Source organism: Streptomyces hawaiiensis (assembly GCF_004803895.1).
Taxonomy (GTDB): Bacteria; Actinomycetota; Actinomycetes; order Streptomycetales; family Streptomycetaceae; genus Streptomyces; species Streptomyces hawaiiensis.
Genome location: NZ_CP021978.1, coordinates 8,645,601 through 8,657,753, shown reverse-complemented (window position 1 = coordinate 8,657,753; position 12,153 = coordinate 8,645,601). Strand labels below are relative to the sequence as shown.

Here is a 12,153-nt window from a genome sequence, read left to right as displayed (position 1 = left end):
CCACATGATGCTAACGATAGCATTGGCCTCCTTCACCTCGTCAAGACTTCACTTCGGTGCCGGTAGTGATCGTCGACCCCGCGCAGCAGGGTCACCCGAAGCCGAAGGGGGCGTCACCACGGGGGATGCGAAAAGTCTTAGAAACAATTCTGGTTCGCGTCTTGACTAGCCGGGGACTTCCCCCCATGGTTTCTGCCATCGCCGACCCTGCGGCCGTCAGAATCCCGCACAAGGTCGAGCCGTCGAAGACTCCATGGCCACGGACGTCCCCGACAGACGATTCACGGCTGAATTCCGTATGCGGTGTCCGACCGCGCCTCAGCCCACCGTCGCCTCTTTCCGCCGGCCGGCGGCACATCGATGCCCCCGGCCGTATCGCGGCCGCTTTTCAGCTCATCGCTCTCGTCATCGCCGTACAGCCCGCATTAGCGATGAATCCGCCGCGGCCTGCCGTGGCCCATCCCTCCTCAGGAGCCGCAATGACTCACGCAGCGCAAGTAGACGCCAGCGCGATACCCGTCGATGACATCCGGAAAGACATTCGCCCGCCCATTTCCCGGGCCATGATCGCGATCGGCTTCCTGCTGATCGTCCTCTCCTACACGGTCAACGCGATGGACCGCCAGGTCTTTCCCCCGCTGCTGCCCGACATCCGTGCGGACTACGGCTTCTCGCTGGAGCAGGGCGGGCTTCTGGCGACGAACTTCACCCTCGGTATGGCCCTGGCCGGACTGCCCGCCGGCTATCTCCTGGACCGCTTCCGGCGCAAGACCGTGCTGCTGGCGAGCATCGTGATCTACTCCCTGGGCACGATGGCCACGCCGCTGGCGACCGGTCTTGCCGACATGACGGTGTACCGCGTCGTCTCGGGCTTCGGCGAGGGCATGCAGTCCGCGGCCATCTTCGCCGCGATGGGCGCCTTCTTCGCCCACCGGCGAGGCCTCGCCTTCGGTGTCATCGGCGCGGGCTACTCGATCGGCGTCTTCATCGCCCCGCTCATCGGCGTACGGCTCATGAACCTGCACGGCACCTGGCACTCGCCCTTCTACCTCTTCGGCACGGCCGGGCTGCTGATCGCCGCCGCATCCCTGTTCTTCGTGAAGGCCGCGCTGACCGAGCGCTCCGTCGAAGAGACCGTCTCGACCAGGTCGTACGAGTACATGCCGGTCTCCGCCTACAACCGCAACAGCATCGCGCTGGCAGTCCACTCTGTCGTCAGCGGGGTGGCCATCTACGGGTTCCTGGGCCTTTACCCGACGTATCTCATCACCTCGCTGCACTACACGACCGAGCAGGCGGCGCTGGCGATGAGCCTGCTCGGCTTCGGAGGCATGACGGCCGTCCTGGGTGGCTGGCTCGGCGACCGGATCAACCAGCGCAACCTGCTGATCGTGAGCATGCTCGCCGTCTCGGCCATCGCCCTGTGCATCTACGAGACCCAGGCCGGCATCGGCATGCAGTGCGTGTTCGCCTTCCTCATGGGCGCCTTCGGGCTGGGCTTCATCTACCCGAACACCAACAGTGCGATGCAGCGGGCCGTCCGCCCGGAGCAGATCGGACGCGCGTCCGGCCTCTTCGTCACCAGTTACTACGGAACGGCGGCTTTCTCGGGCCTGCTCTTCGCCGCACTGGTGGACTCCTTCGGCTGGAGCCGGGCCGGGTTGCTGCAGGTGACGGTGCTGCCGCTGGTGGGCGTCGCCGCCCTGGCCTTCGTGCGGCCCTCGCGGTTCAACAACGTGGTCCGCTAGCGAACGCGTCAGACCCCTTCACGCCCGGGGCCCGCCACCTCAAGAAGGTGGCGGGCCCCGGGATGTGCGGTCACCCTTCGGACGGCCGAGGTCAGCGGCTCTCGGCCACGACCGCGTTGCGCAGGACACCGATGCCCTCGATCTCGACCTCGACCTCGTCCCCGGGACGGATCGGCCCGACGCCGGACGGCGTGCCGGTCATGATCACGTCTCCGGGCAGCAGGGTCAGGTAGCGGCTGAGGTAGCTGACGATGTCGGGCACCGCGAGCAGCAGGTCGGCCGTGCTCGCCGACTGCGTCACGGTGCCGTTCACCCGGGTCGTCAGGGACAGTTCCGAGGGGTCGAGCCCGGTGGCGATCACCGGACCGAGCGGCGCGAAGGTGTCCTGGCCCTTCCCGATCATCAACGTTCCGAATGCGCTTTCCTTGCGCTGGATTATGCGATCGCTGACGTCATTGCCACACGTATAGCCGAGGATGTATTCATGCGCCTCGGCAGGCTTCACATGGCGTGCCTCCTTTCCGATGACGACGACCAACTCGCCCTCGAAATGGATCAGTTCACCATCCGCCGGATAGACGATGGCGTCGCCCGGCCCGACGACCGCCGTACTCGGCTTCATGAAACACACGGGAACTTCCGGAACCTCACGCTCCGTCTCGTCGATGTGCGAGGTGTAGTTGTAGGCGAATCCGAAGATCCTGGGCCGCTCGACCGGCGCGAGAACGACCACGTCGCCGACGTCGTCGACGTGACCCGTGGGCGAGAGCCCGGCATAGGGGTCACCTTCGAATCTCGCGATCCTGGTGTCACCCGCTTCGAATTCTCCGTAGTGGCACACGCCGCCGACGGCATATCTGACGATCCGCACGGACACCTCCGCAACTGGGCAGCCACGAGCGGCTGCACGGCCCATCCAGCAATGCTAACGTTAGCACGACGGTAGTGATCGACACGGAGATGTCAGACCTCCGACCATCGGAGTGCCACGCTGAGCGCTATCGTTGGCATACGGAAGGTGACGGCACCGCACGAGTGAGTCGAGGGGGACCCTGTACGTGGTCACGACGAAGGACATCGCCGAACGCCTCGGGGTCTCCGTCTCGACGGTCGGCCGGGCGCTCGCCGACGACGCGCGGATCAGTGAGGAGACCAAGCTCCGGGTCCGGAAGACCGCTTCGGAGATGGGCTATGTCGGCAACCGCGCGGCGCGGATGATGCGGGGCGCCTCCAGCAACGTGGTCGCGCTGGTGATCCCGGACATCCGCAACAGTTTCTACTCGACCATCGCGCACGAACTGTCCAAGAACATGGAGGCCGAGGGCTACCAACTGATGCTCTCGGAGACCGACGACGACCGTCTGGTCGAGCTGCGCCACCTGCGGGAACTGTCCGCGAACCGGGTGGCCGGCGTCATCATCGTCCCCACCGCGCGCCCGCACAACGAGTCCGTCAAACTCCTGCGCACCCTGCCGCACCTGCAGCTGCTGCGTCGCCACCCCTCGCTGGGCTCCCAGTGGTTCGGCGTGGACGACCACGAGGCGTTGCGTCAGGCCACCGCTCACCTGGTGGCACTGGGCCACACCCGCATCGCGTATCTGGGCGGTCCCGAGGAACTGCCCACGGGCGCCGAGCGTCTGCGCGGCTTCCGCACCGCCCTGGAGGAGGCCGGCCTGCCGGACGACAGCTGGCGCGCGGAGCTGGGACCGCCGTCGTCCGTGGAGCATGGACGCCAGGCCGTACGCCGGCTGCTGCGGGGCCCGGCTGCGCCCACCGCACTGGTGCTGGGCTCGATCCAGCTCACCCTGGGCATGCTGGAGGAGTTGTCCCAGCAGGGCGTGAAGGTGCCGGGCGAACTGTCCGTGGTCGGGTTCGGGGACGAGCCCGGCTTCTCCTGGTGGGGCCCGGGGCTCACCACGATCGGCATGCCCATCCAGGAGATGGCGACCGGCTGCGCGCTGTGGCTGATGCGCCGGCTCAAGGCCAAGGCGGGCCATGACGGCCCGTACACATCGGTCTCCCCCGGATCCCTGATCCTGCGCGGCAGCACGGCCGCCCCCGGCGGTGGGACACCGCCCACGACCGGCTGAACCACGGGCGGACTCGCACGCCGACGTGAACGCGCCCGGAGCGTGATGCTCCGGGCGCGTTCACGTGGGGTGGGCGGCGGCTCAGTACGTTCCACTGCGCAGCCGGCGCATGACGCGGGCGGTGCGCACGAGTTCGTCGAGCATCTGCTCGGCCGCGACCTCGTGGATCTTGCCGGGCCGGAAGGCGCCTTCCTCCATGAGCTCGCCGACGAACGGGACACTCACGGTCGGACCGATCGGCAGCATCCGGAGATTCGCCACGACCTGCTTGCCCATCTGCACCGCCCGCGTACCCGCCGAGACGCCCCCGTAGCCGACGAACCCGGCCGGCTTGTGCTGCCATTCCACGACCAGGTAGTCCCAGGCGTTCTTCAGCGGGGCGGGGAAACTCCCGTTGTACTCCGGGGTGACGAAGACGAACGCGTCCGACGCTTCGACGATCCGGCTCCAGGCACGGGTGTGGCTCTTCGTGTACTGCCGCAGCACGGGAGGATGCGGCTCGTCGAGGAAGGGCAGAGCGAGTTCCCGCAGGTCGACGGTGTGCGACTCGAACTCGTCGCACTCCGCGGCCCGGGCGGTGAACCAGTCCGCCACGGACCTGCCCACACGTCCGGGACGCGTGCTGGCCACGACGGTGGTGAGGGTCATGGGCGCCATGGAGGGCTCAGGGGCCATGTCGTGCTCGCTTTCCTGTAGACCGCGATCCGGTCCGGCGGACCCGCGCCCGCCTGTGCTGTCCGTTGTCCAGGGGAGCGGGGTCCGTCGGAGTCCTCGCCGGATGACACCGGCTGTGCGAACGATAGCACTATCCTTCAAGTGACCCCCAGGACGCAGAGCGGGCGGCACTCTGCGCCATCCGACCACCGCCTGCTCTTGACATGACCGACGACCCTCCGCACGATTGCGCTATCGTTAGCACTCCAGGGAGTACGGACGACATGATGCCCCGGCCGCCGGCACCCTCTTCTGCTCCCGAGCAGGCACGACGGCGGGGCGTCGCACACCACGTCCGATCCTCCCGACTCCGAAAGGTTGCACCGCCATGACAGACGCGCGGATCGCCCAGCTCCACGGCCGCAGGGTGTGGGACTCACGCGGCCGGCCGACCGTCGAGGTCGAGGTCCGGCTGGAAGACGGCGCGATCGGGCGGGCCATCGCACCGGCCGGGGCGTCGACGGGCCAGGGGGAGGTTCTCGACCTGCGCGACGGTGGTTCCCGCTTCGGCGGACTGGACGTCCATCGCGCCGTCGGCTCCGTCAACGACGAGATCGCGCCCGCGCTCCTCGCCCTGGACGCGACCGACCAGGAAGTCGTCGACCGGCTCCTGGTCGATCTCGACGGGACACCCGACCGCAGCCGTCTGGGCGGCAACGCGATCGTCGCCACCTCCATGGCGATCCTGCACGCCATCGCGAAGTCGGCCGGCGTACCGCTGTGGCAGCACCTGTCGGGTGGGCGGCCGGTCCGTATCCCGCTACCGGAGATCCAGATCTTCGGCGGCGGCGCCCACGCGGACCGCCGTGTGGACGTGCAGGACTTCATGGTGGTCTGCCCCGCGGCCGGCAGTTTCTCGGAGGCCCTGGACTGGACAGCCGAGATCTACCTGGCCGCCGGCAGCCTCATGCGCCGGGCCGGCAAAGCGCAGGGCGTGGCCGACGAGGGCGGCTTCTGGCCGGCGTTCGACTCCAACGAGGAGGCCCTGGAGACGCTGACCCGGGCGATCGAGACCGCGGGATTCGCGCCCGCGGCCCAGGTCGGCATCTCGCTGGACGTCGCGGCCTCGCAGTTCGGCAGCGGCGGACGGTACACGCTGGCGCTGGACGACCGCACGCTGGACACGGCGGCGCTGGTCGACATGCTGGGCGGCTGGATCGAGCAGTACCCGATCCTGTCCGTCGAGGACCCGGTGGGTGAGGACGACCACGAGGGCATGGTGGAGTTCACCAGCCGCTACGGCCACCGCTGCCAGGTCATCGGCGACGACTACCTGGTCACCAACGCCAAGCGGGTGGAGGCGGCGGCCACCGACGGCGCGGCCAACGCCGTCCTCGTCAAGCCGAACCAGGCGGGCACGGTCACGGAGGCCTTCCAGGCCCTGCGCGCCGGAAAGGAAGCCGGCTTCGGCACCATCGTCTCGGCCCGGTCCGGCGAGAGCGAGGATGTCACCATCGCGCATCTGAGCGTCGGCTGGGACGCCGGCCAACTGAAGGTCGGCTCGTTCACACGCTCCGAGCGCATGGCCAAGTGGAACGAGGTCCTGCGCATCGAGGAGTCGCTCGGCGATTCCGCGGAATTCAGCGGCTGGTCCGCCTTCACATTCCCCGGATCCGGGCCGTCCGCGACATCTCGGTAAAAGGCATTCCCAGGATTAAAGTCATCGAAATAGAGCCGATCCGAGCACGGAGACCAGCATGCTGCCACCCGTCAATCTGCGCCCGAGTTTCAACATCACCCGCTCCAGTCATGTCCGGCTCACCGTGGCCGACCTCGCCGCGAGCCGCGACTTCTACGTGCGCGCGCTGGGACTCGTCGTCAGCGACGAGGACGACCGCACCTGCCATCTGCGCGGCCTGGCCGAGGCCTGCCACCACAGCCTCGTCCTGGAGCTGGACGAAGAGGGCGCGGGCGCATGCCGGAGGATCGGATTCCGCGTGTTCTTCGACGAGGACCTCGACCTCGCCTACGCCTGGTTCCGCGAGCGGGGGCTGCCCGCCGAATGGGTCGACGTCCCCCACCAGGGCCGTACGCTGCACGTCAGCGATCCCATCGGTACGCCGCTCGAACTGTGCGCGCACATGGAGACCCGGCCGCGGCTGCACATCGACTTCGAGCAGTACAGGGGCGCCCACGCGCAGCGACTGGACCATTTCCAGATCTTCGCCCCCGACACCTACGAGCTGTGCGCGTTCTACAGCGAACTCGGCTTCCGCAACTCGGAATACCTCGAGCACGGCGACAAGCTGCTGGGCGCGTTCATGTACCGCAAGGGCACCTGCCTGGACCTCGCGATCGTCGAGAACGCCGGCCCCGCCCTGCACCACTTCGCCTACACCGTCTCCGAGAGCCACGACATCTTCAGCGCCTGCGACTGGGCGGGGATCCTCGGCTACGGCGACGGTGTGGAGCGCGGTCCGGGACGGCACGGTCCGGGCGGGATGCTCTTCGCCTACCTCCGTGACCCCGACGGCCACCGGGTGGAGGTCTTCAACAGCCACTACCAGACCATCGACACCGAGATCGAGCCGGTGCGCTGGGACGCGGCCTCGCTGAGCACCAACGCCCGCTGGGGCCTGCCTGCCCTGAAGAAGTGGTACTTCGAGGCGTCGCCCTTCGTCGGCGTGCCGCAGATCCCCCCGGCTGAGCCGCCGAATCCGATGTCACTGGAGCGGTTCCTGCTCGAACAGCCCCTCCCCTGACCTTCCCCTCCACTCCGTCTTCAAGGAGACGTCATGGCACGAGTTCCCTACCTGCGCCGCGAAGACGCGGACGAGTCGCTGAAGCCGCTGTACGACCGGCTGGAGACCGAACGCAAGGTACCGACCGCGAACATCTTCCTCGCCCTCGCGGGCGCGCCCACCCAGCTGGACGCCTTCCTGACCTACGCCAACTCACTGCGGGCAGCGGACCTCAGTCCCCGCTTGCGGGAGCTCGCGATTCTGACCGTGGGTCACGCGACCCGGTCCGCCTACGAGGTCGCACACCACCAGTCCCACGGCCTCAAGGCCGGGCTCACCGAGAAACAGCTCGCCTCGGTCGCCGACTTCGAGTCGTCCGACCTGTTCGACGAAACGGAGAAGGCGGTCATGCGCCTCGCCCAGGAGTCCACGCTCCGGGTCGACGTCTCGGAGGAGACGTGGCGTGCCGCCGCCCAGCACCTGACGGATCAGCAGATGGTCGAACTGTCGTTGTCCATCGCCTGGTACAACTCCGGTGTCCGCATCATGGGACTTCTCGGCATCGACCTTGAGGACAATTACCAGACTCCTTTCCCGAATTCGTAGATCTCGGCACCGTACGGCCCACAATTCAGGAGTTTTTCAATGGCGAAAATGCTCGCTGCACGACTGCACGCGCTCGGTGAGCCGATGTCGGTGGACACGATCGACGTGCCCACGCCACGTCCGACCGACGTGCTGGTGCGAGTCAAGGCATGCGGAATCGTGCCGAACATGGCCAACGTGATCAACAACTGGCCAACCTGGTACCCGCACCAGCCCTTGCCCAAGCTGCCGGCGATCTTCGGCCTGGATCCCGCGGGCGTGGTCGAGGCGGTCGGCGAGGCGGTGCTCAACACCAAGCCGGGCGACCGCGTCTATGTCAGCCCCCTGCGGTCCTGCGGCAGCTGCCAGGTCTGCCGCGGCGGTGAGCTCAGCCGGTGCCGCTACTTCACCCTGAACGGCTACTTCAGCACCTCTCGCGACGGCCAGCGCATCTTCGACCTCTATCCCTACGGCGGCTTCTGCGAGTTCATGACCGCTCCGCAGTACTCGATCGTCAACATCCCCGACACCATGACGTTCGAGCAGGCCGGCAAACTCGGCTACATCGGCACCTCCTACGGTGCCCTCAAGCACGCCGCCGCCGGCCCCGGCCAGGTCGCGCTGATCGACGGGGTCACGGGCACGCTCGGCGTCGCCTCCACCCTCCTCGCCCTGGCCTCGGGTGTCTCCAAGGTGCTCGGGACCGGCCGCAACGAGGAACTCCTCAAGCGGGTCAAGGAGCTGGCGCCGGACCGGATCGAAGTCATGCGGCTGGGCGAGGGCTCCACCGGCGAGTGGGCCAAGTCCCGCACCGGCGGTGAGGGAGCGGACTTCGTCATCAGCGCACTCGGTGCCAAGGCCCCGGTGGAGACCATGCTCGACTCCATGCAGGGCGTCCGGCGGGGCGGCAAAGTCGTCAACGTCGGCGGCGTGGCCGACCGGCTGCCCGTGGACGTGAAGTGGCTCATGGACGAGCAGGTCCAGCTCATCGGCTCCAACTGGTTCACCACCGCGCAGGGCCAGGAGGTCGCCGACATGGTGGCGACCGGAGCCCTCGACCTGTCGTACCTGATCACCAAGCCGTTCCCGCTGGCGAAGGTCAACGAGGCGATCTCGGGGCGCGCGTCCGACCACGACGGCGGATTCGGCAACTACGTCGTGATCCCCTGAACCGCGGATCCCCATACTCACCCCGCGGCGGTCCTGTTCTGCCCTGACAGCGCCGCGGGGTGTCCATCCCAAAGGTCCGGCAGGACGGAGAAGCCGATGGAACTACGCTGGCTGGAGTCGTTCGTCATCGTCGCGGAGGAACTGCACTTCGCGCGGGCGGCGGATCGTCTGCACCTGGCCCCGTCTGCGCTCAGCGCCCAGGTCAGGGCCCTGGAGTCGCACCTGGGCGTGCGGCTCATCGACCGCGGACGGCGCACCCGTCCGGCCCTGACCAGCGCCGGACGGCTCTTCCTCGAAGAGGCACGGCTGACCCTCGCGCAAGCCGCCCGGGCCGAGGCGGTGGGCCGGCGTGCCGGACGCGGGGAGCTGGGGCATGCGCTGATCGCGTACGTCGCCTCGGCCGCGTTCTCCGGAGTGCTGACCGACGCCCTCACCCGCTGCGCGGCCCCCGGCACCGAACTGACGGTCCAGGTGCGCGAGTTGGAGACGCCCGCCCAGTTGGAGGCGTTGGCCTGCGGGGACATCGACGTCGGCTTCCTGCGCTGGCGGCCGGAGTACCCGCCCGAAGTGACGGCCACCTGCCTGCTCACCGAGGAAGTCGTCCTGGCACTGCCGGCCACCGCGCCGCTGGCGGCGTACGAGGCGATACCGGTCGCGAAGCTGCGCGACGAGAACTTCGTCGCGCCGCACTTCGACGAGGAGTACGGCTGCCGCGACCAGATCCTCGAAGTGGCGGACCGAGGGGGGTTCAGTCCGCGGTGCGCTCCCCCCGTGCGGGACTTCATCGCGGCTCTGACGCTGGTGGGCGGCGGTCTCGCGGTGGCCCTGGTCCCCGCTTCGCTGCGCCGGGTGCAGATTCCGGGCGTGGCGTACCGTCCGCTGGCCGACGTGGCGCTGACCACCCGGCTGGTCGGTGCCTACCGCAAGGGAGAGACCTCGCCCGCGGTGCGCGGCGTGATCCGTCGACTGCGGGAGGCCGCCGCCACGGCCACCGTCTGAAACACCGATCCGCGGCAGGCGTCCGGCATGAGCCCGACGCCTCGTCGCCATGGGGTCCGTCCAGGCTTCGACGACCATCGGACAGACGCACCTTTGTACGTGGATGACGCACTGTCCGAGCAGGTCAGAAGGGGTATGACCGGCCTACGCTCAACACGGCAGCACACACCGTGGCGGCGTCGGTCGACCGCCGCCCGACGGAGGAACAGGCGGAGCAGCACATGACAGCGATCAGGTACGTGGGTGTCGTCGGCGCTGGCCAGATGGGCCGGGGCATCACGGAGGTGTGCGCCCGGGCCGGACTGCACGTGACGTTGTGCGACGTGACCGAGGACCGGGCCCGGGCGGGACTGGCGGGCGTGGCGGACTCTCTGCTGAAAGCGGAGAAGCGCGGTGCCATCACAGCCGATGAACGTGCACATGCCCTGGCCGGCATCTCCGTCACGGACGACCTCTCCCGCCTGTCCGGGGCGGACCTGGTCATCGAGGCCGCCGTGGAGGACGAGCGGGCCAAGACGGCGCTGTTCCGGCAGTTGGCCGAGGTCGTGACCGACCCGGCGGCCGTACTGGCCAGCAACACCTCATCGATCCCCATCGCCCGGCTCGCCGCCGCGGCCGGACGTCCGGACACGGTGGTCGGCCTGCACTTCTTCAACCCGGTCCCGGTCATGCCGCTGGTCGAGATCATCCCCTCACTGCACACCTCGAAGACAACAGAGCTGCGCGTGCGGGCCTTCGCCGGTGAGATCCTGGGCAAGAAGACCATCGTCGCGCAGGACCGCGCCGGCTTCGTGGTGAACTCCCTGCTGATCCCCTACCTGTTGGCGGCCGTGCGCATGGTCGGCTCCGGCACGGCGACGGCGGAGGACATCGACACCGGGATGACCGCCGGGTGCGCGCACCCCATGGGGCCGCTGACCCTGGCCGACCTCATCGGACTGGACACGGTGGCGGCGATAGGCGAGGCGCTGTACGAGGAGTTTCGGGAACCGCTGTACGCCCCTCCCCCGCTGCTGCGCCGCATGGTCGAATCGGGCCTGCTGGGCCGCAAGTCGGGAGAGGGGTTCTTCCGCTACCGGTCCGCATGACGGCACGTCAGGAGCCGTCCCGCACTGGTTGCTTCACCACTGAAGCGCACACCGGCCGACGTCATCGGCGCGCCGTGCGCGCCTCCCGGGGACTCGTGCCGTACGCCGCCTTGAAGGCGTGGCTGAAGTGGGCCGGGTCGGCAAAGCCCCAGCGCCCGCCGACGGCACCGACCGGAAGGTGGTCCAGGGCCGGATCGGTGAGGTCGCGTCGGCAGCGGGCCAGACGCTGTTCCCGGATCCAACCCGAGACTGTGTACCCCCGCGCCGCCAGCAACTTGTACAGGTAGCGGCGGGAGATGTGGTGGGCGGCCGCGATACCCTCAGGGCTCAGTCCGGGGTCGGCGAGCCGCTGCTCCATGTAGAGCAGGACGCGCTCGGTGAGCAGGCCCGGGCCGGCCCCTTCGGTGGTCCGGTCCGCGTCGGCGTGCTCCGCGAGGAGGGTGCCGATCAGGTCGACCACGTTGTCGGCGAGCCGGGGCGTGCCGCTCAACTCCAGGTGCTCCATCTGCCGCGCCAGCCCGTGCAGGAGAGGCAGTACCACCTGACCGAGCCCGTCGTGACAGGGCACCGGAGTCGCCGTCACGCGCGCCAGATCGCGGTCCGCCAACGGCAGCATGGCCCGCGGGAACATCAGCACGAGACCGGTGTGGGACTGGTGGAGGTCGTAGGTGAAGGGGCGGCGAGTGTCGTAGATGACCAGTTCGCCCGGCTCCACCCGGGCCTGGCGGCCCTTCTGGGTCAGCACGCCCTGCCCGGTGAGCTGCACGGTGAGCTGGAAGAGGTCGGGTGCGTCGGAGGCGATGTGCCGGCGGGTGCGCGCGATGCTGTGCGGTGCGGCGGAGATGACCGACATCTGCACCTGGCCGACCTGTACCGCGTGCAGTGACGCGCTGAAATCGGCGCTGTCGCGCGGCAGGACCTCCAGGGGTACAAGGTTCCGGCTGACGGCGTCCCGCCAGCATTCCAGTCTGTCGGTGGCCGTGCCGTCGTTCGGCGTCGTGATCCGGGGCATGCGGCTCTCCTCCCGGCGCGTCCGGCCCTGAGGGACGGGCTCGGACGGCACTCCTGGCGAGGAATG

11 protein-coding genes are annotated in these 12,153 nt (G+C 68.6%); 8 read left to right on the top strand and 3 right to left on the bottom strand.

The genetic code is table 11. From position 1 onward, the window contains the following. Positions 1–563: 563 nt before the first annotated feature. Positions 564–1,748 carry an MFS transporter gene (locus CEB94_RS39240; RefSeq protein ID WP_246112064.1) on the top strand — a complete coding sequence of 395 codons (1,185 nt, stop codon included), beginning with the start codon at positions 564–566 and terminating at the stop codon, positions 1,746–1,748. 91 nt (positions 1,749–1,839) lie between these two features. Here the strand turns inward: CEB94_RS39240 and CEB94_RS39235 are convergent, their stop codons facing one another. Further along, positions 1,840–2,619, bottom strand: coding sequence for a fumarylacetoacetate hydrolase family protein (locus CEB94_RS39235; protein ID WP_218945958.1), 780 nt, complete (start codon positions 2,617–2,619; stop codon positions 1,840–1,842). Positions 2,620–2,806: 187 nt separating this feature from the next. Between CEB94_RS39235 and CEB94_RS39230 the strand changes: the two genes are divergently transcribed. Continuing rightward, on the top strand, positions 2,807–3,838 hold the full coding sequence (locus CEB94_RS39230; RefSeq protein WP_175436673.1) for a LacI family DNA-binding transcriptional regulator: 1,032 nt from the start codon (positions 2,807–2,809) through the stop codon (positions 3,836–3,838). 81 nt (positions 3,839–3,919) lie between these two features. Here CEB94_RS39230 and CEB94_RS39225 read toward each other — a convergent pair whose 3' ends face one another. Continuing rightward, positions 3,920–4,513: an NADPH-dependent FMN reductase gene (locus CEB94_RS39225; RefSeq protein ID WP_175436672.1), complete on the bottom strand. Its 594-nt coding sequence runs from the start codon at positions 4,511–4,513 to the stop codon at positions 3,920–3,922. 367 nt (positions 4,514–4,880) lie between these two features. Here CEB94_RS39225 and eno point away from each other — a divergent pair, with 367 nt between their 5' ends. From eno to CEB94_RS39195, 6 genes are all read left to right on the top strand, one after another. Then, positions 4,881–6,191 carry a phosphopyruvate hydratase gene (gene eno / locus CEB94_RS39220; protein WP_175436671.1) on the top strand — a complete coding sequence of 437 codons (1,311 nt, stop codon included), beginning with the start codon at positions 4,881–4,883 and terminating at the stop codon, positions 6,189–6,191. Positions 6,192–6,249: 58 nt separating this feature from the next. Next, the gene (locus CEB94_RS39215; protein WP_175436670.1) at positions 6,250–7,254 is read left to right on the top strand and encodes a VOC family protein; all 1,005 of its coding nucleotides are present in this window, start codon (positions 6,250–6,252) and stop codon (positions 7,252–7,254) included. Positions 7,255–7,287: 33 nt separating this feature from the next. After that, positions 7,288–7,839 (top strand): carboxymuconolactone decarboxylase family protein, encoded by a 552-nt coding sequence (locus CEB94_RS39210; protein ID WP_175436669.1) that lies wholly within the window; start codon positions 7,288–7,290, stop codon positions 7,837–7,839. A 48-nt stretch (positions 7,840–7,887) separates the two neighbouring features. Continuing rightward, complete coding sequence (locus CEB94_RS39205) at positions 7,888–8,988, top strand: alcohol dehydrogenase catalytic domain-containing protein (protein ID WP_246112063.1); 1,101 nt, start codon at positions 7,888–7,890, stop codon at positions 8,986–8,988. Positions 8,989–9,084: 96 nt separating this feature from the next. Further along, positions 9,085–9,987 carry a LysR substrate-binding domain-containing protein gene (locus CEB94_RS39200; protein ID WP_175436667.1) on the top strand — a complete coding sequence of 301 codons (903 nt, stop codon included), beginning with the start codon at positions 9,085–9,087 and terminating at the stop codon, positions 9,985–9,987. 221 nt (positions 9,988–10,208) lie between these two features. Further along, entirely contained in the window at positions 10,209–11,075 is an 867-nt protein-coding gene (locus CEB94_RS39195; protein ID WP_175436666.1) for a 3-hydroxybutyryl-CoA dehydrogenase, read from the top strand. Between the two features lie 61 nt (positions 11,076–11,136). On the opposite strand, the gene CEB94_RS39190 is transcribed toward CEB94_RS39195, so the two are convergent. Further along, positions 11,137–12,087 carry an AraC-like ligand-binding domain-containing protein gene (locus CEB94_RS39190; RefSeq protein ID WP_175436665.1) on the bottom strand — a complete coding sequence of 317 codons (951 nt, stop codon included), beginning with the start codon at positions 12,085–12,087 and terminating at the stop codon, positions 11,137–11,139. Positions 12,088–12,153: the final 66 nt, after the last annotated feature.

Excerpts from the sequence above, each read along its gene's own strand:
- CEB94_RS39240 (WP_246112064.1), top strand. The coding sequence starts at position 564 with ATGATCGCGATCGGCTTCCTGCTGATCGTCCTCTCCTACACGGTCAAC.
- CEB94_RS39225 (WP_175436672.1), bottom strand. The coding sequence starts at position 4,513 with ATGGCCCCTGAGCCCTCCATGGCGCCCATGACCCTCACCACCGTCGTG.
- eno (WP_175436671.1), top strand. The coding sequence starts at position 4,881 with ATGACAGACGCGCGGATCGCCCAGCTCCACGGCCGCAGGGTGTGGGAC.
- CEB94_RS39215 (WP_175436670.1), top strand. The coding sequence starts at position 6,250 with ATGCTGCCACCCGTCAATCTGCGCCCGAGTTTCAACATCACCCGCTCC.
- CEB94_RS39210 (WP_175436669.1), top strand. The coding sequence starts at position 7,288 with ATGGCACGAGTTCCCTACCTGCGCCGCGAAGACGCGGACGAGTCGCTG.
- CEB94_RS39205 (WP_246112063.1), top strand. The coding sequence starts at position 7,888 with ATGCTCGCTGCACGACTGCACGCGCTCGGTGAGCCGATGTCGGTGGAC.
- CEB94_RS39200 (WP_175436667.1), top strand. The coding sequence starts at position 9,085 with ATGGAACTACGCTGGCTGGAGTCGTTCGTCATCGTCGCGGAGGAACTG.
- CEB94_RS39195 (WP_175436666.1), top strand. The coding sequence starts at position 10,209 with ATGACAGCGATCAGGTACGTGGGTGTCGTCGGCGCTGGCCAGATGGGC.
- CEB94_RS39190 (WP_175436665.1), bottom strand. The coding sequence starts at position 12,087 with ATGCCCCGGATCACGACGCCGAACGACGGCACGGCCACCGACAGACTG.